Origin of the sequence: Pseudomonas sp. 2024-210, assembly GCF_045062345.1 — a bacterium.
GTDB lineage: Bacteria > Pseudomonadota > Gammaproteobacteria > Pseudomonadales > Pseudomonadaceae > Aquipseudomonas.
This window is the reverse complement of record NZ_JBJGEJ010000010.1, coordinates 40,219-59,609: the sequence shown is the minus strand read 5'-3', so window position 1 is coordinate 59,609 and position 19,391 is coordinate 40,219. Positions and strand designations below refer to the sequence as shown.

Annotated in this window: 18 protein-coding genes; 8 read left to right on the top strand and 10 right to left on the bottom strand. The window is 56.5% G+C overall.

The features are described 5' to 3' along the window. Positions 1-51 precede the first annotated feature (51 nt). From ribBA to nrdR, 4 genes are read right to left on the bottom strand one after another with little or no spacing between them, the layout of a single operon-like run. Positions 52-1,143: a bifunctional 3,4-dihydroxy-2-butanone-4-phosphate synthase/GTP cyclohydrolase II gene (ribBA, locus tag ACI7MX_RS15245; protein ID WP_405589877.1), complete on the bottom strand. Its 1,092-nt coding sequence runs from the start codon at positions 1,141-1,143 to the stop codon at positions 52-54. 15 nt (positions 1,144-1,158) lie between these two features. Next, positions 1,159-1,821 carry a riboflavin synthase gene (locus ACI7MX_RS15240; RefSeq protein WP_153386801.1) on the bottom strand — a complete coding sequence of 221 codons (663 nt, stop codon included), beginning with the start codon at positions 1,819-1,821 and terminating at the stop codon, positions 1,159-1,161. A gap of 46 nt (positions 1,822-1,867) precedes the next feature. Continuing rightward, positions 1,868-3,001, bottom strand: coding sequence for a bifunctional diaminohydroxyphosphoribosylaminopyrimidine deaminase/5-amino-6-(5-phosphoribosylamino)uracil reductase RibD (gene ribD, locus ACI7MX_RS15235; protein ID WP_405589873.1), 1,134 nt, complete (start codon positions 2,999-3,001; stop codon positions 1,868-1,870). Then, positions 2,998-3,462 (bottom strand): transcriptional regulator NrdR, encoded by a 465-nt coding sequence (nrdR, locus tag ACI7MX_RS15230; RefSeq protein WP_167654236.1) that lies wholly within the window; start codon positions 3,460-3,462, stop codon positions 2,998-3,000. Before nrdR ends, ribD begins: the two co-directional genes overlap by 4 nt. A 139-nt stretch (positions 3,463-3,601) precedes the next feature. On the opposite strand from nrdR, the gene ACI7MX_RS15225 reads away from it, so the two are divergent. Beyond that, positions 3,602-4,051 carry a hypothetical protein gene (locus tag ACI7MX_RS15225; RefSeq protein ID WP_405589869.1) on the top strand — a complete coding sequence of 150 codons (450 nt, stop codon included), beginning with the start codon at positions 3,602-3,604 and terminating at the stop codon, positions 4,049-4,051. Between the two features lie 60 nt (positions 4,052-4,111). Further along, positions 4,112-4,987, top strand: a complete 876-nt coding sequence (gene trxA, locus ACI7MX_RS15220) for a thioredoxin (RefSeq protein ID WP_405589866.1) — start codon at positions 4,112-4,114, stop codon at positions 4,985-4,987. A gap of 156 nt (positions 4,988-5,143) precedes the next feature. Here trxA and ACI7MX_RS15215 read toward each other — a convergent pair whose 3' ends face one another. Continuing rightward, positions 5,144-5,503, bottom strand: a complete 360-nt coding sequence (locus ACI7MX_RS15215) for a hypothetical protein (protein ID WP_405589863.1) — start codon at positions 5,501-5,503, stop codon at positions 5,144-5,146. Positions 5,504-5,636: 133 nt separating this feature from the next. On the opposite strand from ACI7MX_RS15215, the gene ACI7MX_RS15210 reads away from it, so the two are divergent. From ACI7MX_RS15210 to ACI7MX_RS15190, 5 genes are all read left to right on the top strand, one after another. Further along, positions 5,637-6,200 (top strand): DUF2796 domain-containing protein, encoded by a 564-nt coding sequence (locus tag ACI7MX_RS15210; protein WP_405589860.1) that lies wholly within the window; start codon positions 5,637-5,639, stop codon positions 6,198-6,200. Positions 6,201-6,278: 78 nt separating this feature from the next. After that, on the top strand, positions 6,279-6,989 hold the full coding sequence (locus ACI7MX_RS15205) for an ABC transporter ATP-binding protein (protein ID WP_314490399.1): 711 nt from the start codon (positions 6,279-6,281) through the stop codon (positions 6,987-6,989). Position 6,990: 1 nt separating this feature from the next. Beyond that, entirely contained in the window at positions 6,991-8,256 is a 1,266-nt protein-coding gene (locus tag ACI7MX_RS15200; RefSeq protein ID WP_314490395.1) for an ABC transporter permease, read from the top strand. Positions 8,257-8,281: 25 nt separating this feature from the next. Beyond that, positions 8,282-8,791: a DUF3299 domain-containing protein gene (locus ACI7MX_RS15195; protein WP_314490422.1), complete on the top strand. Its 510-nt coding sequence runs from the start codon at positions 8,282-8,284 to the stop codon at positions 8,789-8,791. Between the two features lie 431 nt (positions 8,792-9,222). Beyond that, entirely contained in the window at positions 9,223-9,921 is a 699-nt protein-coding gene (locus ACI7MX_RS15190; protein ID WP_314490392.1) for an OmpW family outer membrane protein, read from the top strand. Positions 9,922-9,979: 58 nt separating this feature from the next. Here the strand turns inward: ACI7MX_RS15190 and ACI7MX_RS15185 are convergent, their stop codons facing one another. From ACI7MX_RS15185 to ACI7MX_RS15170, 4 genes are all read right to left on the bottom strand, one after another. Further along, positions 9,980-10,909: an NAD-dependent epimerase/dehydratase family protein gene (locus tag ACI7MX_RS15185; RefSeq protein WP_314490389.1), complete on the bottom strand. Its 930-nt coding sequence runs from the start codon at positions 10,907-10,909 to the stop codon at positions 9,980-9,982. Further along, positions 10,902-11,786, bottom strand: a complete 885-nt coding sequence (locus ACI7MX_RS15180; RefSeq protein ID WP_314490385.1) for a sugar nucleotide-binding protein — start codon at positions 11,784-11,786, stop codon at positions 10,902-10,904. The genes ACI7MX_RS15185 and ACI7MX_RS15180 overlap by 8 nt, the downstream gene beginning before the upstream one ends. A gap of 134 nt (positions 11,787-11,920) precedes the next feature. Beyond that, complete coding sequence (locus ACI7MX_RS15175) at positions 11,921-14,044, bottom strand: mechanosensitive ion channel family protein (RefSeq protein ID WP_405589853.1); 2,124 nt, start codon at positions 14,042-14,044, stop codon at positions 11,921-11,923. A 261-nt stretch (positions 14,045-14,305) separates the two neighbouring features. After that, positions 14,306-15,598, bottom strand: a complete 1,293-nt coding sequence (locus ACI7MX_RS15170; protein WP_405589850.1) for a carbohydrate porin — start codon at positions 15,596-15,598, stop codon at positions 14,306-14,308. 687 nt (positions 15,599-16,285) lie between these two features. Between ACI7MX_RS15170 and ACI7MX_RS15165 the strand changes: the two genes are divergently transcribed. Next, positions 16,286-18,724 carry a membrane-bound PQQ-dependent dehydrogenase, glucose/quinate/shikimate family gene (locus ACI7MX_RS15165; RefSeq protein ID WP_405590041.1) on the top strand — a complete coding sequence of 813 codons (2,439 nt, stop codon included), beginning with the start codon at positions 16,286-16,288 and terminating at the stop codon, positions 18,722-18,724. 132 nt (positions 18,725-18,856) lie between these two features. On the opposite strand, the gene ACI7MX_RS15160 is transcribed toward ACI7MX_RS15165, so the two are convergent. Continuing rightward, positions 18,857-19,387 (bottom strand): single-stranded DNA-binding protein, encoded by a 531-nt coding sequence (locus tag ACI7MX_RS15160; protein WP_122782083.1) that lies wholly within the window; start codon positions 19,385-19,387, stop codon positions 18,857-18,859. Between the last annotated feature and the right edge of the window lie 4 nt (positions 19,388-19,391).

Here is a 19,391-nt window from a genome sequence, read left to right as displayed (position 1 = left end):
GCGCTCTTTAAGGATATTGGGCCACGAATTCGGACTGGACACGACCGGTCTTTATTCGGAGGGCACGTATTCTACAACTTCCAGATCGAAACCGGATATGGCATTGAACTTCATTGGTGAACTCATCAGGCGCATTTTTCGCACGCCCAGGTCACGCAGGATCTGTGAACCGGCCCCGACGATGCTGTAAGTGGTCGGCTTTTTGGCCGGCACAGCGTCTGCGGTTTCACGTATATGAGCCAGCAATACGTCACCATCCAATGGATGCCCAAGCAACAGCACCACACCGCTGCCCGCCGCTGCCACCGCGCTCATGGCCGCGCGCAGGCTCCAGCGGCCCGGCTGCTTGACCATCAGCAGATCACGCAGAGGGTCCATGTTGTGCACACGCACCAACGTCGGTTCTTCGGCGCTGATCTTGCCCAAGGTGAGTGCCATGTGCACATCGCCTTCAACTGAATCACGATAGGTCACCAGGTTGAATTGGCCCAGTTCGCTGTCCAGTGGCTGCTCGGCAATCCGCTGAACGGTACGTTCGTGGATCATGCGGTAGTGGATCAGGTCGGCAATGGTGCCAATCTTGATGCCGTGCTCGGCAGCAAACAGCTCAAGTTCTGGACGACGGGCCATGGTGCCGTCGTCATTCATCACTTCACAGATGACACCGCTCGGCTCAAAACCGGCCATGCGTGCCAGGTCGCAAGCGGCCTCGGTGTGACCCGCCCGGGCAAGGGTGCCACCGGCTTGAGCCATCAACGGGAAGATATGGCCAGGGCTGACGATGTCTTCAGCTTTGGCGTCTTTGGCCGCTGCCGCCTGAACGGTGCGCGCACGGTCCGCCGCCGAAATGCCGGTGGTCACACCCGTCGCCGCTTCGATTGAAACCGTGAACTTAGTGCCAAAACCGGAGCCATTGCGTGGGGCCATCAACGGCAGCTTGAGCAGCTCGCAGCGTTCACGGCTCATCGGCATGCAGATCAAACCACGGGCAAAACGCGCCATGAAGTTGATGTGCTCGGCCTGACAGCACTCGGCCGCCATGATCAGGTCGCCTTCGTTCTCACGGTCTTCGTCATCCATAAGGATGACCATCTTGCCTTGGCGGATGTCTTCAACCAGTTCTTCGATGCTGTTGAGCGCCACGCGGCACCCCCTTAATCAGGATTTGAGATAGCCGTTGGCGGCCAGAAAACTTTCGCTGATGCCACCTGAGGTCGGCTCGGCGGCTTTGTCGCCCAGCAACAGGCGTTCCAGGTAACGCGCCAGCAAATCGACTTCCAGGTTCACCCGGCGGCCCGGACGGTAGTCGTCCATGATGGTTTCGCTCAGGGTATGCGGAATGATCGTCAGCGAGAACTCGGCGCCATTGACCGAGTTCACGGTCAGGCTGGTGCCGTCGACAGTGATCGAGCCTTTATGGGCTATGTATTTGGCCAGTTCTTTCGGGGCACGAATCACGAATTCAATGGCGCGGGCGTTCTCTTCACGGGAGATCACTTCGCCCACACCATCCACATGGCCGCTCACCAGATGACCGCCCAAACGTGTGGTCGGGGTCAGGGCTTTTTCCAGATTGACCCGGCTGCCGCTTTTCAGGTCGTTGAACGCGGTGCAATCGAGCGTTTCGCGACTGACATCCGCCGCAAAACCGTTACCCGGCAGTTCAACAGCAGTCAGGCACACGCCATTGATCGCGATGCTGTCACCCAGTTTGACGTCGCTCAGGTCGAGCTTGCCGGTGTCTACAGAAACACGCACATCACCGCCTTTAGGGGTCAGTGCGCGGATGGTGCCGATGGATTCGATGATGCCGGTAAACATGGCGTTCCCCTTGAGAACCAAGCCTGCGTTAAACGGAGGCTGAGAATTATACGCTCGCTGATGGCACAGGTATGGCAGTGACTCGCCAGTCATCGCCTACTGCGCGCATCTCTGTAATTTTAAGCATCGGTGCTTCACTCATATGGTTCAGCGGCAACTCAAGCAACGGCCGGGCGGTGGAGCCCAGGAACTTGGCCGCGACAAAAATCTGGTATTCATCCACCAGACCTTGCTCGGCAAACGCTCCCGCCAGCCGCGGACCGGCCTCGACCAGCACTTCGTTGACACCACGGGCGGCCAGCGCTTGCAACAATTTGCGCAGGTCGACCTGGCCGTTGGCCCCGTGAATCACCAGGCATTCCGGCCCCGTGCGGTACTGCTCGGCGGGTGGCACACAGGTTGCGACCAGCGCCGGCCCGGCCTTGAAGAACGGAGCATCCAGCGGCACCCGCAAACGGCCGTCAATCAACACCCGCAACGGCGGTCGGCTGAGCGCCAGCGCGGTCAATTCAGGGCTCAAGCCCAGCTCTGGGCCTCGTACGGTCAGTCGGGCGCCATCGGCCAAAACGGTGTCTGCACCGGTTAACACCACACTGGCTTGCGCGCGCAAACGCTGCACTGCCGAGCGCGCAGCCGGGCCGGTGATCCATTGACTTTCACCGTTGGCCATTGCGGTACGGCCATCAAGGCTCATCGCCATCTTGACCCGTACAAACGGCAGGCCGTGCTCCATACGCTTGAGAAACCCCGGATTCAACGCACGGGCTTCGAGTTCCAGCACGCCGCAGCGCACGTCGATACCCGCGTCTGACAGACGTTTAAGGCCACGTCCCGCAACTTCGGGGTTGGGGTCTTGCATCGCCGCAACGACCCGCGCCACGCCCGCATTGATCAATCCCTCGGCACACGGCGGTGTGTGACCGTGATGGCTGCACGGTTCAAGCGTGACATAAGCGGTGGCACCACGGGCCAGTGCGCCCGCTGCTCGCAAAGCGTGAACTTCGGCATGAGGTTCGCCCGTGCGCACGTGCCAGCCTTCACCGACTATCTGCCCGTCGCGCACAATCACGCAACCGACACGCGGGTTAGGGTGAGTGGTGTACAGGCCATTGCGCGCCAATTCGATAGCGCGGGCCATGTAATGGCCGTCCAGGACGGCTTGCTCAGTGGATACAGTCATTTGGTGGAAGGCTCTCGGGCAAGGCGGTCGATCTCTTCGCGGAACTCGTTGAGGTCCTGGAAGCGACGATACACAGAGGCGAAACGGATATAGGCGACTTCGTCGAGCTTTTGCAGCTCAGCCATGACCAACTCACCCACAACAAGGGATTTGACCTCACGCTCACCGGTAGCGCGCAGCTTGCTTTTGATGTGAGCCAGCGCGGCTTCAAGACGCTCGACACTGACCGGGCGCTTTTCCAGCGCACGTTGCATGCCAGCGCGCAGCTTTTCTTCGTCGAACGGCTGACGGCTGCCGTCTTGCTTGATCAGGCGGGGTAATACCAACTCAGCTGTTTCAAAGGTGGTGAAGCGCTCACCACAGGCCAGGCATTCACGCCGGCGACGCACCTGATCGCCCTCGGCAACCAGACGCGAGTCGATGACTTTAGTGTCGTTGGCACCGCAGAAGGGACAGTGCATGGTGGCAGCCAACAAAAATGGGGAGCGCCATGTTAGCGCATCCCACTGGCAAGACAAGTCATAGGCTTTACGGTATACAGTCCGCCGACTATGTTTCACACCATCTGTTATGCCGACTGACTTGCCGCTGGAGCCGTCTATGCCGCTACGAACGCTTGTTTTGCTGTGCCTCGCCAGTTTGCTGGTCGCGTGTAGCAGTGAACCGCCAAAACCTGTGCAGCCTCAGGTATTGACAGAACCCGAGACCGACGTCCCGAAAGATCTGGGCCCGCTCCCGGCTTATCAGCGTGAGATCAGCGGCGTACTGACCGGCGTGCCGGCCGGTGCTGAGGTTGAACTGGCCATGCTGATCATCGATGAGCGCGGGCGTCCGCAGGGCTTGATGGCCAGCAGCAAGATCACCGGCAACAACCAGGCGCTGCCGTTCAAATTGCGTTTCAACCCCCAAGCCTTCCCTGCCGGAGCACGGGTGGAACTGCGCGGGCGTGCCAGTCAGTCAGGGCAGTTGATCCTGCACCTGCCCTCGCGAATTATCAGCCAGCCGTCGACGCAAGCCATGGGCACCTTGGCATTCGTCAAAGCTCCCTGAGCATTCCGTCCAGCCTTGCGCTTATAGTTGCCTTAATTTTTACCTGCTTTGAGACACAACATGAATCAGCCTACGCCTTCTTATAGCTTCGACGTGACGTCTGCAGACTTTGACAAACAGGTTGTCCAGGCGTCATTCGACCAACCGGTTCTGGTGGATTTCTGGGCTGAATGGTGCGCACCGTGCAAAGTGATGCTGCCCATTCTGGAACAGATTGCCGAGGACTATCAGGGCGAGTTACTGCTGGCCAAGGTCAACTGCGACGTTGAGCAAGACATTGTTGGCCGTATTGGCATTCAAACCCTGCCGACCGTGGTGCTGTTTAAAGACGGCAAAGTGGTCGACGGGTTTCAGGAAGCGCAGCCCGAATCCGCGATTCGCGCCATGCTCGCCCCCCATGTCGTGATGCCCGAACCCGCCGCAGAAGACCCGATGGTGCAAGCTGAAGCGTTGTTTGCCGAGAGCCGCTTTGCTGACGCCGAGGTGGTGCTCAAGAGCATCCTGACTGAAGACAACACCAACGCCAAAGCCCTTATTTTTTATGGTCGCTGCCTGGCCGAGCGTGGTGAACTGACTGAAGCGCAAGCCGTGCTGGACGCTGTCAAAAGTGACGAGCACAAAGCTGAACTGGCCGGAGCAAAAGCTCAAGTCACCTTCCTGCGCCAAGCAGCAGACTTGCCGGATGTGGCTGATTTGAAGGCCCGCATTGCGCAAAACCCGCACGATGACGAAGCCGCTTATCAATTGGCAATCCAGCAGTTGGCCCGCCAGCAATATGAAGCCGCACTGGACGGCTTGTTGAAACTGTTTACCCGCAACCGCAGCTATCACGAAGGCCTCCCTCACAAGACCTTGCTGCAAGTGTTCGACCTGTTGGGCAATGACCATCCGCTCGTGACCACTTATCGCCGCAAGTTGTTTGCAGCGTTGTACTAAACCCACCGCCGCGTAGCAGCTGAGGAGCGAAGCGAGGCTGCGTCCGGCGGCGAAGCCGTCGCAAAAGCAGACACCTGCTGCGTGTCAGGTAAATCAAGCATTCCGGGTTTACGACCGCTTCGCGCTCGAACGCAGCCTCGCTACGCTCCTCAGCTGCTACGAAACTGAGGGCCCCTGGTCGACCCAGCTGTAAACCGGTGAGTCAGCGCCGCTGACCACCTTCACCTCGGCGCAATGACGCAAGCGCACCAACAGGCGCTTGCCAGCCCCCGTGCTCCCAGTGAGCGCTTCAAGCTGGCCTAATAATTCAGGCCCGGTTATTGACCCAGCTTTGCGCAACACGTCTTTGGTGGTTTCCCACACTGCATCGTCTTGAGTCACAGGTTTGGCAGCCGGTGAGCTGGGTGGCGCTTCGTGAACCTGCAACTGCGCCCCTAGCCTCGCCCAATCGCTGTCATCCAGTTCAACCGTCAAATCCACTGGCCAGTCGCCAATCGTTCCGCGAATGCGCATCATCGTTGCCGCTCCAAAAGTTTCATGAAGGCATGCTCCCATGCGACTTGCTTAACGCCAAGCAGACAGGCAAACTCCCGCCGACATTGTTATAAGATCACATAACAATTTACTCATCATCTTGCTGGAGTTCGCCATGCGCCGTTTGCTTCTTGCCTTGCCGTTTGCTTTGTTACCACTGGCCATGGTGCACGCCGCCGACGCGCATGATCACGACCATGAGCACGGCAGCTTGCCACCCCATGAACATGGCGTAGGCAGTTTGAATGTGGCGCTGGACGACAAAACGCTGGAGATTGACCTCGACGGGCCGTCGATGAATCTGGTGGGATTCGAGCACGTCGCGACCACTGATGCTGATAAGGCCAAAGTCGCTTCAGTTCGCCAGCAACTGGAAAATCCGCTCGTGCTGTTCAGCCTTCCAAAGGCCGCTGACTGCACAGCCGATGCTCCAGAATTGAAGAGCCCGCTCTTTGATCCGGCACCTGAAGAAGGCGCAGCCAAAGGTGAGCATCAACACAGCGATATCGAAGCGCATTACGCTTTCACGTGCAGCCAGCCGCACGCATTGAAGACGCTGGATCTGGCTCAATTCTTCAAGACTTTCCCCGGCACTCATACAATCAAGGTACAACTGATTGGCCGCACAGGGCAGCAATCGATAGAAGCAACACCTAACGCGCCAACGGTGAAGTTTTAAGCAAAAGCGAAGGTGCCGTCGCGGCCACAGGCTGCGACGACATAATGTTTACCCCATTGCAGGCGACAGTCTTTACCCATGACCCAAGCGCTTATCGAACTCGCCAACTTAAGCTTCAGCTGGCCGGGACAACCCGTGTTGCTGGATATTCCGACCTTTCGCCTGGAACCGGGTGAAACCCTGTTTCTCAAAGGCCCGAGCGGCAGCGGCAAAACCACCTTGCTGGGTTTGCTGGGTGGCGTGCAAAAAGCCAACAAAGGAACCATTCGTTTACTGGGCCAGGAGTTGAGTGAGCTCGGCTCAGGCGCTCGTGATCGTTTCCGGGTCGACCACACGGGCTACATCTTCCAGCAATTCAATTTGCTGCCCTTTTTGTCGGTGCGTGAGAACGTCGAACTGCCTTGCCACTTTTCCAAACTGCGCGCCAGCCGCGCCGTGCAACGGCACGGCAGCGTGGACAACGCCGCGCACACCCTGTTGGCACATTTGGGCCTTAAAGATCCGGCCCTGCTGGAGCGGCGAGCCGACTCGCTGTCGATCGGCCAGCAGCAGCGAGTTGCGGCCGCCCGCGCACTGATTGGCCAGCCCGAGCTGGTGATCGCGGATGAACCCACTTCAGCCCTCGATGCCGATGCCCGGGAAGCGTTTATCCAGTTGCTGTTTGCCGAGTGCCGGGATGCGGGCGCCAGCTTGCTGTTCGTCAGTCACGATCAAAGCTTGGCGCCGTTGTTTGACCGCAACCTGTCGTTGTCTGAACTCAATCGCGCCGCTACACAGGCAGAGGTCTGAGATGTATTTGTTTCGTCTTGCCATGGCCAGCCTGGCTAACCGCCGCTTCACCGCGCTACTGACCGCCTTTGCCATTGCCCTGTCGGTCTGCCTGCTGCTGGCCGTAGAGCGTGTGCGCACCGAAGCCCGCGCCAGCTTTGCCAGCACCATCAGCGGCACCGACCTGATCGTCGGCGCCCGTTCTGGCTCCGTTAATTTGCTGCTGTATTCGGTTTTTCGCATTGGCAATGCCACCAACAACATTCGTTGGGACAGCTTCGAACACTTCGCCCATAACCCCAAGGTGAAATGGGCAATCCCCATGTCACTGGGCGATTCGCACCGTGGCTATCGGGTGATGGGCACCAGCGAGGCGTATTTCGAGCACTATCAATACGGTCATCGACAACACCTCGAACTGGCCGCTGGACGGCCCTTTGCCACCGACCCTTTTGAGGTGGTGCTGGGTGCCGAAGTGGCTGAGGCCCTGCATTACACACTGGGCGATAAGCTGGTGCTGGCCCACGGCGTAGCGGCAATCAGCCTGGTCAAACATGATGACAAGCCGTTTACCGTGGTCGGGATTCTCAAACGTACCGGCACGCCAGTCGACCGCACGCTGCATATCAGTCTGGGCGGCATGGAAGCGATTCATATCGACTGGCATAACGGTGTGCCAGCCCGCGGTGCCGGGCGTGTCACTGCAGATCAGGCGCGCAATATGGACCTGACGCCGCAAGCCATCACTGCGTTTATGCTGGGTTTGAACAGCAAGATTTCGACCTTTGCCTTGCAGCGTGAAATCAATGATTTCCGCGGTGAACCGATGATGGCGATCTTGCCCGGCGTGGCCCTGCAAGAACTGTGGAGCCTGATGAGCACCGCAGAAAAAGCGCTGTTTGTGGTGTCTTTGTTTGTGGTGTTGACCGGCTTGATTGGCATGCTGACCGCGATTTTGACCAGCCTCAACGAGCGCCGTCGCGAGATGGCCATTTTGCGCTCCGTGGGCGCGCGACCTTGGCATATCGCCACTTTATTGGTGTTCGAGGCCCTGGCCTTGGCGTTGGCTGGTGTGGTGGCAGGCGTAGGTTTGTTGTACGTGTGCATTGCGGTGGCTCAAGGCTATGTGCAATCAAACTACGGGTTATATTTGCCGCTGTCCTGGCCAACTGAATATGAATGGACGCTGCTCGGCGGTATTCTGGCGGCCGCCCTGTTGATGGGCTGCGTGCCCGCGTGGCGCGCTTACCGACAATCGCTGGCCGATGGTCTGTCCATTCGTTTATGAGTCCGGTTTTATGATGACCTCTGCCCTGTCACGTGCCTTGCTTGCCCTACTGCTGCTGGTGGCTACACCCGTGTGGGCGGCAGAGCCCAAAGAGCTGACCTGGTCGGAAATGATCCCGCCGGACGCTCCGCCCGAGGTGCCTGATATGGCGCCGATGCATGACCTGTCCCAGATGGGTGATATGGAGTCCGCTCCGGCGGCCAAACAGGACTTGCCCAATGCCCCGGTGGTGACATCACTGAACGGTCAATTGATTCGCTTGCCGGGCTACATCGTTCCGCTTGAGGTCAATGAAGCCGGCCGTACGACCGAGTTCTTGCTGGTGCCTTATTTCGGCGCGTGTATACATGTGCCACCTCCACCGTCGAACCAGATCGTGCATGTGACCAGCAAGGAAGGGGTTCAGGTCGATGAGCTGTATCAGCCCTACTGGATCGTCGGGGCTTTGCAGGTCAAAGCCAGCACGAGCGAATTGGCAGACGCGGGTTATCAGATGGATGCGCAAAAGATCGTTGTGTATGAATTACCTGAATAACTCAAATACCCTCACCCCAGCCCTCTCCCATAGGGAGAGGGAGCTAGATCGGTGGTGTTGCGTCCAGCCGCTTATGACTTTAGTCCCTTCTCCCTAGAGCAAAGGGTTAGGCCGGTGGTGTTGCGCCACCCGCTTTTGACTTTAGTCCCCTCTCCCATAGGGAGAGGGAGCTAGATCGGTGGTGTTGCGTCCAGCCGTATGTGACTTTAGTCCCTTCTCCCTAGAGCAAAGGGTTTGGTCAGTGGTGTTGCGCCAACCGCTTTTGACTTTAGTCCCCTCTCCCTTTGGGAGAGGGCTAGGGTGAGGGTATGCGATTAACTTTTAACGAATTTTTCACAACTTTACCCATTCATTGAGCTGGGTCAACAGAAGCGCATCTTTCGCTCATTACCATTGGTTATATAAATTTTAACTATCCCAATGGAGCTCCAATGCACAAGTCCTTGCTCAGCGTCGCTACCCTAGCGCTCGCTGTTGTCGCGCCTCTGGCTCAAGCACACACGGAAGGCGACATCATCCTGCGTGCCGGTGCCATCACGGTTAACCCAAAAGCCGACAGCTCCAGCGTCAAGGTTGATCAGGGCCCTTTGGCAGGGGCTGATCTGGGTGGCAAGGCGACCATGAGCAGTGACACCCAATTGGGCCTCAACTTTGCTTACATGATCACCGATCATGTGGGTATCGAGTTGTTAGCCGCCACGCCGTTTGAGCACGACGTCAAGTTGAAGGGCACCGGCCTGGCGGCGGCCAACGGTAAATTGGGCAGCCTCAAGCACTTGCCTCCGACCCTGAGCGTTGTGTACTACCCGCTAGACCCTAAATCCGTATTCCAGCCTTACGTCGGTGCCGGCATCAACTACACCTGGATCTACGACGAACACGTCGGCAGCAGCGCCAGCGCAGCAGGCTTTGACAACTTCAAGGCGAAAAACTCGTGGGGCCTGGCCTGGCAGATCGGTGCGGACTATATGCTGACCGATAACATCATGATCAACGCCCAGGCGCGTTATATCGATATCGATACCCGCGCGACGGTAGAAAACAACGCCGTGGCGCCCGGCACGCGCGCCAAGGTCAACGTCGACGTGGACCCGTTCGTTTACATGGTCGGTATTGGCTACAAGTTTTAAGTAAGCTGCACGAAAAAAGGCGCCTTGAAAGGCGCCTTTTTTTATGGCTGTGTGGCGCTTAACGACCGAGCAACAGTGCCAGCCCTTCTTTCATGGGCGTGATGTTACCCAGTGTAAAACGCTGCAACAGACGGCTGTTGTCAGCACGCGAATGTCGGATGTCGCCGGAGCGGGCCGGGCCATAGCTAATCGGTGGCAACTCTCCCACCACGTCGCCCAACGCTTGCAGCATTTGGTTGAGCGTTGTGGCTTTGTTCAAACCCACGTTGACCGCACCTTCCTCAATGTCTGTGGCCTCGATGGCTTGCATCAGAATGTTCACCAGGTCGCCCACGTACAAAAAGTCGCGCGTTTGCTCTCCGTCGCCAAAAATGGTGATGGGCAAGCCCTTTACCGCGCGCTCACTGAAAATGCTGATCACGCCCGAGTAAGGCGAAGACGGATCCTGGCGAGGCCCGAATATATTGAAGAAGCGGAAAATCACGGGTTCCAAACCATGCTGACGACGGTAGAAGTCCAAGTAGTACTCACTGGCCAGCTTGTCAGATGCATAAGGTGTCAGCGGCGCTTTGGGTGTGTCTTCGGAGATCGACTCGCCCTCGCCGTTATTGCCGTAGACGGCCGCACTGGACGCAAAGACAACCCGTTTAACCCCGGTCTGGCGCATGGCTTCGCACACATTCAAAGTGCCGATGAAATTGCTTTGATGAGTACGGACGGGGTCGTCTACCGAGGCTTGTACTGATGCAACCGCTGCCAGATGAACGACGGCGCTGCAGCCAATCATGACCTCATGAACCAATGCGGCGTTCGCTACGTCTCCTTCGATCAGCTCGACCTTGGGATTGTCCAACGGCAGGTTGGTGCGCTTGCCGGTGGATAAATCATCGAGAATTCGAACGGCGTAGCCTTTAGCCAACAATGCATCGACCAGATTGGAACCAATGAATCCGGCGCCGCCAGTGACTAAAACGCGTGCATCAACCATGACGATAAAACCTGTCCAATAAAGTAGGAAGCGCCGCGCGCCAGGCGCGGGGCTTAATTCCGAAGGTGTGTAGAATTTTTTTACAGGCCAGAACGGCATGTTGCGGCTCTTGAGCCGCGTCCGGGCACGCTGCGTGAGCCTGCGGCGTAGGGCTTTCGATGGCCAGCGGGTGCAAGTTGCGCGCTTCCGTCAAGATGGCTTGCCCCAGCGCGAGCGGGGTTGTTGCCTCGTGCCCCGCGTAGTGATAGGTGCCCCAAAGGGGAGCCGCACAATCGAGCTGTTTAAGCACGGCAATAATCACCCGTGCAGCATCATCGACCGGCGTAGGATTACCACGCCGATCATCGGCCAGAAACACTTCGCCCGGCTTTTCAGCCAGAGCCAGAAAGCGCCCCAGCGTGCCATCGGGACTTTCATCCAGCAGCCAGCCAAAACGCAGCAAAACGTGTTGTGGGCAAATGGCCCTTACACTTTGCTCTGTACGCCACAAGGCCTGACCGCGCATCCCCAACGGGACAGGCTCGTCCTTTTCGCTATAGGCAGTTGCCCGCGATCCATCGAACACGCGATAGCTGGAGGGTTGCAACAAAATGATGTTGTGATGCTGGCACAGCTCAGCCAAACGTTCGACAGAGCGCTCTTGAGCCGCAAGCCGAGTCTCGTCCACTGCCTGCGCCTGGAACCAGTCAAAGTAGTACGCAAGGTTGATCACCGCATCTGGACGGGTGTCATCAAGCAGTTGTGTGAGGCTTGCAGCGTCCCAACCGTCTTGCGGCGGACGCGGGGCGAGGAAATTGATGTCTTCCTCGGCACCCTGACGGATCAGCGCCTGCCCGAGAGCATTTCCGCCGCCCAGTAACATAAGGCGCATTCGCATAGAGTGTGCAGGCTCAGTCTATTCAAAAGGGTGATATATACCAGAAGCCAACCCCGAAAACCGTTGGCCACGATCAATAATTACGCATTTTGCGGGTTTATGCGCCTGTCGTCACTGACAAACTGCGCCGCGGCTCAGTGACCCTCTTTGACGCTCCCGGGTATGTCAGCCAAGAGTACCGAAGACCGCGCTTGCTCAGCCACGGGTGCCGTGCCCTCTGCCGACTCCCGAACAGGCAGCAAAAACCCCTGTGGATAATGTTGCGCAAAGTGCACATCTTCCGATTTATCCACAAGCTTTTTAAGCCGGGCATTGAACGCACGGCTCACCGAATTTTGCGCGCCGGACACGGTTCTGAATTGCGCCGTCATGGTCACCCCGTCGAGGTTCATGCTGTCGACCCCGAAGATGGTTAGCGTGCCCTGCAAACTGAGACTCAATAAAGGGTCATTGCTGATCTGCTGACCCGCTTCACGGATCAGATCCGTTGCTTTATCCATGTCGGAATCATAGGTGAACTGCACGGAGAAATAGGCGTAGGCGAATTGTCTGGAATGGTTGATGACCGCTTTGATCTGCCCAAAGGGTACGGAATGAACAAAGCCCCTGGAGTCGCGCAGACGCAAGGTCCGGATGGTCAGCCCCTCCACCGTGCCAGCATGGCTTGAATCGACCACCACCCAGTCACCGACGGAGATGGTGTCTTCAATAATGATGAACAGCCCCGTAATCACGTCCTGTACCAGCTGCTGGGAACCGAAGCCAATGGCCAAACCAATGACACCGGCACCGGCCAGAAAAGGAGCAACATTCACACCCAGATTGGCCATGGTGGTGATGGTGCAGACCACCACCAAAATCACTTTGATCGCGTTGCGCATCAACGGCAGGATGGTTTTGATGCGCGTGCTGGGCTCACGGGTTCCGCGTCGATTGGCGGGCGGTTGCAACGCTTGTTGAATGGCGGTATCGAGCACCACCCAAGCCAGCCACGTGACCAGCAAAATCAACAGAATATGCCCTAACGAATCACTGATGACCTTCCCTGTGCGGCTGTCCGAGGCAAAAGCCCACAGTGAGAATCCCCAGATCTGCGCCAGCAGTTCTATAAACGTCACGCCCAAGGCGATGCGCAGCACCGCGTATACGACGGTCATCAACCGCGCTTTATAAGCGCCGGCATGTTCGGTATTGGACGTAAACGAGTGATGAAAGATCGTGCTCAGAAAAACAGTCCCAATCAACAATGCCGAGGTCAGCAAGGCATTTCGCAAAGCGCGCTCGCTGCCCTCACCCACGCCCAGCAAGTTGAAGGCGGACACCAACAGCATCAGCAAAATAGGCCAGTACCACAGCACCGAGAATATGCGCAGGGATTCCTGTAGCGCCGGCTGCCCTACACGTTGCGCCAGCGCACGGTTACGTATGAGGTGGGCCACCGGGCGACGCAACCTGATTACCAGAAATGCAAAGACCGTGCAGGCCAGCAATCCCGTGAGCACCGATACACAGCTCGCGAGGTTTGCGCCAATTTGATCGGCCATTTGAGGGCTGCTCATGGCATCGCTGAACGCGGCAAAGAACCCGATAAGAAACAACGGACGCACGGCATACCGCTCAATGATCGCCACCGCTCGACGCTTGTGGCCTATGTAAAACATTGCACTCAACGACAGGACCAGCGCGGCACAAAACACGCCGCCGCTGGTGCTGTAGGCGAAACTCAGCGCCAGCGAGCGACTGATGGAGTCTTGTATAAGACGACTGGCATACAGCGTGATGCTCAGGGTGATAAACGACGGCAGCAGGTAAGGCAGCAGATAACCGAGAAGCTTTTGCACCCTCGGCCTCGTCGCAATATCGCTGCGTTTGCACACATGATGCGCAATCAACCGACCGCCCAGCATCAAGGCAACAAAAACGCCAAACCAAATGGCCGACAACAGGAAAAAGTCCCCTGCTGTGCTCCAGTCCGGGCGCGCCGAGGCTTGCTCTACCAGCGCCCCGGCTTCGTTGGCGCCACGCTCGATACGTAAACGCCACACGTCCAGCAAACTCACGCTCAGTCCAAGCTTTTCTTGAACTTCGTCCATCCCCGCGCCCAGCGCGCCGAGCAAGCCACCGTCGACCAGCACGGGAGGTTTACCATCTCGCTCCTCCGCTTTCATCACAGAGGCCAGCGTGGGGGCGGCTTGCAACACGCCGTTGCCTGTTATTAACAGGATGAAAAGTAAGACTGCACGTTTGAAATGAGACAAAACCTGGGCGACCTCCTGAACGGCTGTAAATCAACTGATCAAACCATCCGATCGAAGTTCGATCGTAATGAGTGAGCAGTTTTTTCTGCCTACAGCGTAGTCAATCAACCACGAGAGTTCGTAACTAGGGGGAAAAAACCTTCTGAAAGTTAATATTTCTATGGCCTGGTGAGGGGCCCGGTATGAGCGTGACTGAGTCGCGGAGATCGATTCATGGCCTGCCCTTTCAGGTCCGCCACGCACAACGCGTCAACCCGTCTTTTAAAAAGTCGCTTTGATCTGTAGTCCTACCGCCAATGCGTTGCCTCTTTTTTTGCCGAAGAACGCGCCCGGTTCGATGTAGTACTGCATGTCCGGCCGCACCAGCAGCCAGGGCGTGACTTGCGCGCCATAGTTGAGTTCAAGCATCTGCTCGCCGTTGTCGAGGCTGGCGATCATGTCTGACTCCCCGAAATTGATTGCAGCCGCCTCTTGCTCATCGCGCGTGCGCGGATTGATCACAGCACGGCCATAACCAAAGGCGATGGTGTCTTTGGGGCGGTTTGCAAAGGGCTTCTGCTTGACCAGACCCACCGAATACCAACGACGCATCGGTGAAGTCGCAGCGTTACTGGTGGCCGCTTGGCCGAAAAGGCGCAATACGCTTTCAGGGTCTTGCTCGTCCTTCCAGATGGCCTGATCAAACAACACGTAAGCCCCGGTACGGTTGCTGCTCTTTTCTGTGCTGCCAATTTTCTGGTAATTGGAGGTGTCGTAGTACCAACCAATTTTGTACTGCCCATCCAGAAAGGCATGATTATTAAAAATCGCCTCCAGTGGCATGATGGCCCCGGTGGTGTCGTTGCTGGGCATGGAAAACGCTTCAGAAGGGCGTGCGTTGTGCTCCGGGTTGACTTGGAACACAGCGGTTTGCAGCGTGAGCGACGGGTTAACGTCGTAACGCAGTTCTCCCCCCCAGTGTGCCGTCGGATAGTTACCCCACCCACTGCCGCTGGACATGGTTAACGGGTGAGCACAAAAACCGGCGCTCACAAAGTTGGTCAAGATGGGCATCCCCCCAAAATCGGTGCCCATGACCATATAACCGACCTTGGCAGACAGGTCTTTGGAAAACAGATTGCGTTGATAGCTGAACTCGGTCAGGCGGGTGTATTCACCCCCATAGTTTTCCTGAGCTGACAAGCGATTGCCGAGCAAATCTTCCGTGGCGCTGTGGCCGCGACGGTCATTGATAATGACTTGCACCACGCCAGCATCGGGGGTGTCGAGTAACTTGCTCAGATCAAACTGCGCGCCTATGCGTATTTGTTGCGCATAGCGAGTGCCGCGTTTTATCCCGCCGTGCAGGTTTGAAATGGTCTCAGAGCTGTATTCACCCGTCAGCTTAATCCCCTTGTCGACCAGCTTCTGTCGTTCCCCTCCCCAATCGCCGGTGAGTGTTGAGCGAGTCATCAAGTCCGTAGAATCCGCCATCGCTGAAGCAGGGGCCAACATACAGAACGACAAACCGCTGCACAGGCTGGTCGTCAGCAGCGCGCGGACAGAAAAAAACATTCGAAGGGTGCTCCGTTGAAAAAACGCAGATGATTAAGGCTGTTTATCAAGTCGCCTTATATTGCTTGCGTCAGGGTGTAAGGACTGGATGGGTTAGCGCCGCTTGACGTTAGTAGCAACGCTTAAGTGTAAGCATTAGCTTTTTTGGTATAAATCCAACTCTGCAAGAAACATTGTTGGTGCGTTCGTAACAATTCGCCCAATGGCTGGCTTTTGAACTTACAGGCACAAGCCTGAACCGCTCATTCAACAGATCTGCTCACCTTGTCTATTGCTCATTTCTTTAGTAGGCCACCCATCACCGATGTCGATCTTCAGGTATTGAGTCGTGCGCGCTTAAGGGATTGTTACTGTTTCACCAATATTGTTTTCCAATGCGCTGGATTTATCCGAAACATCATCCGATTAAAATAAGCCTGCTTACGCAAACAAAGTCACAAAACCCCAACCCTGCAGAGCATTGATGCTCCGCCCCAGGTTTCGTAGAACCTTCAGTCCTTTGCGTGCAACTGCGCGTTCCGCAACCGACTCACCGGGTAACAGCCTGACTTTTCAGCGCTTTAACGCCTGAATGACAAGGTGCCACAGGATTTACACCCATCCAATTACGACCGAATCAATGATTCGGTCGGGCTGTTCGCACCGACGACGAACAGTTTTGTATTCACCCATAGAGCGCTCATGAAAATGACGGATGACAAACAATCACCCACTAAAAGACGGTCAATTAGCTCGCTAGCGAGAATAATACTTTCCCTCTTCGTTTTTGTTGTTGCACTGGCATTGATATACGGCGGGGTCATGTTATTGGCTCTAGACGGATCAAGTTATTACTTAATCGCCGGCTTGGCTTATTTGGTGTTAACCCCGCTTTTGTTATGGCGTAAACGTTTCAGCATTATATTTTCGGCACTTATATTCCTTGCTACATGCGTCTGGGCATTTTATGAGGTAGGCCAATTCAGTTATTGGGAACTGCTTCCACGCCTTGTCGTTCCAGCCATTATTCTGACACTTAGTTTGTGGGTGGGCGCGACGTTCCCGGGTACATCCCTGACCACTCAGCGCGTGGCTAACCGGTTTGGCTTTGCGGTGTTTGCCGCATTGATCGCCACCTTTATTGCTGCGTTTTACCCTCACGGTGCAATTTCAAATCCTGTGGTCGCGTCGAAGGCATCCGAGCCGAAGGAACCCTCTGCCGAGGCGCCTGAAAACTGGGAATACTATGGTCGCAGCGCATCGGGTACCCGGTTTGCGCCCTACACGCAGATCACACCAGAAAACGTCAAGGACCTTCAGGTCGCCTGGACTTACAGAACAGGCCGCAGAACGACCGGAGCGGGCGCAGGTGTAGACGAAAACACGCCGTTGCAGATTGGCAACGTGCTGTATTCATGCACACCGGAGAATCTGATCACCGCACTGGATGGTGATACGGGGGCTCCTATCTGGAAGTTCGACCCTAAAGCCAAAACCGAAGAACACGTCACCTGCCGCGGCGTGGGTTATTACGACATCGATAAAGACGACAGCCTGAGTGCTGAGGTTAAGGCTTCGCACGACAACGACCAACAATGCCGTCAGCGCATTCTGGTGTCGTCGGTAGATGCCCGTCTGTTTGCGCTTGACGCGCACACCGGCGCCCTGTGTTCGAGCTTTGGTGAGAACGGTTACGTCGATCTCAAGAAAGGCATGGGCCCGACCGAGAAGAGCAAACGCTATCACCCAACCTCTCTGCCGGTTGTGATGGGTCATCTGACCGTGGTTGGCGGCTGGGTGCGTGACATTGTAGCGGGCGAGCCTTCAGGGGCCGTACGTGCATTTGACGTGCTGACCGGTGATTTGGTTTGGGCATGGGACGTAGGCGCACCAGAGGGTAAGGACGCGACCGCCGACGATCACCAGTTCGCCCTGGAAACGCCTAACGTATGGACCATTCCTACTTACGATAAAGAGTTGAACCTGGTCTACCTGCCAACAGGCAATGGCCCACCAGACTACTGGGGCGGTGATCGCAACGCAGCCAAGGAAAAATATGGCTCGGCGGTTGTAGCCGTGGATGCATCTACCGGTAAAGCCAAGTGGGTTTATCAGATCGTTCACCACGATGTGTGGGATTACGACCTGCCTTCGCAGCCCGTCATGTATGACTGGAAGAACGCTGACGGCGTGAAAACGCCGGTTTTGATCCAGACCAGCAAGACTGGCAATATTTTTGTTCTGGACCGTCGTACAGGCAAACCTGTTACCGAAGTTGAAGAACGTCAGGTTCCAACCTCACCTGCTGCTGAAGGCGAGCACCTGTCACCGACTCAACCGTTCTCGGTCGGAATGCCAACTATTGGTGTTGAGCCATTGACTGAGAAGTCCATGTGGGGCGTGACGACTTTCGATCAACTGTACTGCCGGATCATGTTCAAGGACTCCGTTTACGTGGGCCCCTTTACACCTCCATCCGAGAAACCGTACATCGAATGGCCAGGCTTGTTGGGCGGCATGAACTGGGGGGGCATCTCCATCGACGAAAACACCGGCATGATGTTTGTTAACGACATGCGTGTGCCCCTGCGGATGTCGCTGGTGACGAAGGAAGACACCAGCAAGTTCAAAGTATCGTCAGACGAAGTGCCCGGTTTCATGGGAACCATTCGCCCACAAGTCGCCGGTATCTATGGCGGCGTGAGAATCGACATTCTGCAATCTCCACTCGGCGTGCCGTGCAATACCCCCCCGTTCGGCAGCATGAGTGCGATTGATCTCAATACTCAGAAACTGGTGTGGCAAGTGCCTATGGGCACCGTGCAAGATACCGGCCCTATGGGAATTAAAACCCACATGCCGATACCGCTGGGCATGCCAACACTGGGTGGCCCAACCTCAACAGCCTCGGGCCTGGTGTTCTTTGCAGGGACTCAAGACTACTACCTGCGTGCGCTCGACTCGGCAACCGGTAAAGAAGTGTGGAAAGCACGCTTGCCTGTCGGCGCAGTCGCCGCGCCGCTGATCTACAAATCACCGGTTACCGGAAAACAATACGTGGTGATCTCTGCAGGGGGCATGAGCCACTCCCCTGACGTAGGTGATTACATCATTGCGTATGCATTACCGGACAGCGCGGAAAAATAAACGGTTGGTTGAGGTTAGGTAAAAAATAATCCCCGTTTACGGGGATTATTTTTGAGGCAAACAAAAAGCCCCAAGAGCAGAACTCTTGGGGCTTTTTAGGTAACGCTGAAGCTGTTAAGCCTAAGGCAAGACCTAGAACGGAATATCGTCATCAAAGCTGTCGAAATCCGGAGCAGGCTGTGGAGCCTGTTGTTGCGGCGCTTGACGTTGTTGCTGCGGTTGCTGCTGCGGTGCAGGGCGTTGAGCCTGCTGACGCGGAGCGGACTGCTGTGGCTGCTGGTAGTTGTTACCGCCGCCCTGGTTTTGTTGGTCGCCTTGCGGACGGCCACCCAGCAGTTGCATGGTGCCTTGCATGTCGACCACGATTTCGGTGGTGTAACGCTTAATACCGTCTTTTTCCCACTCACGGGTTTGCAGCTTGCCTTCGATGTACACCTGCGAACCCTTACGCAGGTATTCGCCAGCGATTTCAGCAACTTTGCCGAACATCGATACCCGGTGCCACTCAGTCTTTTCGACTTTTTGGCCGGTTTGCTTGTCAGTCCACTGTTCGCTGGTTGCCAGACTCAGGTTGGTCACGGCATTACCGTTAGGCAAGTAGCGAACTTCGGGATCCTGGCCGCATGTGCCGACCAATATAACTTTGTTAACCCCACGGGCCATAACG

Excerpts from the sequence above, each read along its gene's own strand:
- ACI7MX_RS15170 (WP_405589850.1), bottom strand. The coding sequence starts at position 15,598 with ATGTTTTTTTCTGTCCGCGCGCTGCTGACGACCAGCCTGTGCAGCGGT.
- ACI7MX_RS15205 (WP_314490399.1), top strand. The coding sequence starts at position 6,279 with ATGACCCAAGCGCTTATCGAACTCGCCAACTTAAGCTTCAGCTGGCCG.
- trxA (WP_405589866.1), top strand. The coding sequence starts at position 4,112 with ATGAATCAGCCTACGCCTTCTTATAGCTTCGACGTGACGTCTGCAGAC.
- ACI7MX_RS15210 (WP_405589860.1), top strand. The coding sequence starts at position 5,637 with ATGCGCCGTTTGCTTCTTGCCTTGCCGTTTGCTTTGTTACCACTGGCC.
- ACI7MX_RS15165 (WP_405590041.1), top strand. The coding sequence starts at position 16,286 with ATGACGGATGACAAACAATCACCCACTAAAAGACGGTCAATTAGCTCG.
- ACI7MX_RS15215 (WP_405589863.1), bottom strand. The coding sequence starts at position 5,503 with ATGATGCGCATTCGCGGAACGATTGGCGACTGGCCAGTGGATTTGACG.
- ACI7MX_RS15225 (WP_405589869.1), top strand. The coding sequence starts at position 3,602 with ATGCCGCTACGAACGCTTGTTTTGCTGTGCCTCGCCAGTTTGCTGGTC.
- ribD (WP_405589873.1), bottom strand. The coding sequence starts at position 3,001 with ATGACTGTATCCACTGAGCAAGCCGTCCTGGACGGCCATTACATGGCC.
- ACI7MX_RS15240 (WP_153386801.1), bottom strand. The coding sequence starts at position 1,821 with ATGTTTACCGGCATCATCGAATCCATCGGCACCATCCGCGCACTGACC.
- ACI7MX_RS15185 (WP_314490389.1), bottom strand. The coding sequence starts at position 10,909 with ATGGTTGATGCACGCGTTTTAGTCACTGGCGGCGCCGGATTCATTGGT.
- ACI7MX_RS15160 (WP_122782083.1), bottom strand. The coding sequence starts at position 19,387 with ATGGCCCGTGGGGTTAACAAAGTTATATTGGTCGGCACATGCGGCCAG.
- ACI7MX_RS15190 (WP_314490392.1), top strand. The coding sequence starts at position 9,223 with ATGCACAAGTCCTTGCTCAGCGTCGCTACCCTAGCGCTCGCTGTTGTC.
- nrdR (WP_167654236.1), bottom strand. The coding sequence starts at position 3,462 with ATGCACTGTCCCTTCTGCGGTGCCAACGACACTAAAGTCATCGACTCG.
- ACI7MX_RS15180 (WP_314490385.1), bottom strand. The coding sequence starts at position 11,786 with ATGCGAATGCGCCTTATGTTACTGGGCGGCGGAAATGCTCTCGGGCAG.
- ACI7MX_RS15200 (WP_314490395.1), top strand. The coding sequence starts at position 6,991 with ATGTATTTGTTTCGTCTTGCCATGGCCAGCCTGGCTAACCGCCGCTTC.